The following is a 646-nucleotide window of genomic DNA, read 5'->3' as shown; positions in this document are numbered from 1 at the left end:
GTCGAACAGGCTCGAAACGTTGGCGTTGACGTCGTTGATCAGCGTCTCCGCTTTGGCGAGCATCTCGCGGAACTCGCTCTCGGAGTATCGCACCGGCAGCAGCAGCCATGAACTTGCCGTTCCCCTCAGTACACGTTCTTCAGCCGGTGGACGGCGTTACGTTCGTCCTGGTCGTAGTCATCGGCGGACTTGTGTAACGCACCCGCGATGTTGTCGAAGTTCGTGCTGCCCTGGTCGAGGAGAGTGACCACCCGCTCCTGCAACGAGGCGTAGATCTCGTCCAGTCCGGCCAGATGACCGAGCCCGCTGAACTCGAACGAACTCAGCGAAAGGCCCCGCGCGACCTGGCCGAACGCGTCCAACTGGTTGGCCATCCCAGACCACACGCCGGCGTCACGATGCAGCGCCTGGATCGAGGCCTCGACCTCGTCGCCTGTCGGTGTCATCATCGTCGGCTCCCGCCCGTTGTGGATGTCATCGTCACCGCAGCAGACCGATCTCCCGCAACAGCGTGTCGGGAGAGGCCGTCAATCGGCGGACACGGTCGAGCCCTGGAACGGCATCGAATACCTGTTGCCGGGCACGGGCAGCCTCGTGCACCGACGCTGCCAATGCTTCCTGGATCGTGGTGGCGATCCGCTGATGG

Annotated in this window: 1 protein-coding gene; it reads right to left on the bottom strand. The window is 63.5% G+C overall.

Annotated features, from left to right (window positions below; translation table 11 throughout):
• Positions 1-125: 125 nt before the first annotated feature.
• Complete coding sequence (locus DMB66_RS60630) at positions 126-449, bottom strand: hypothetical protein (RefSeq protein WP_125812422.1); 324 nt, start codon at positions 447-449, stop codon at positions 126-128.
• Between the last annotated feature and the right edge of the window lie 197 nt (positions 450-646).

It is taken from the genome of Actinoplanes sp. ATCC 53533 (assembly GCF_003947245.1).
The sequence above is the reverse complement of the archived record's forward strand: the minus strand, read 5'-3'. Positions and strand labels throughout refer to the sequence as shown.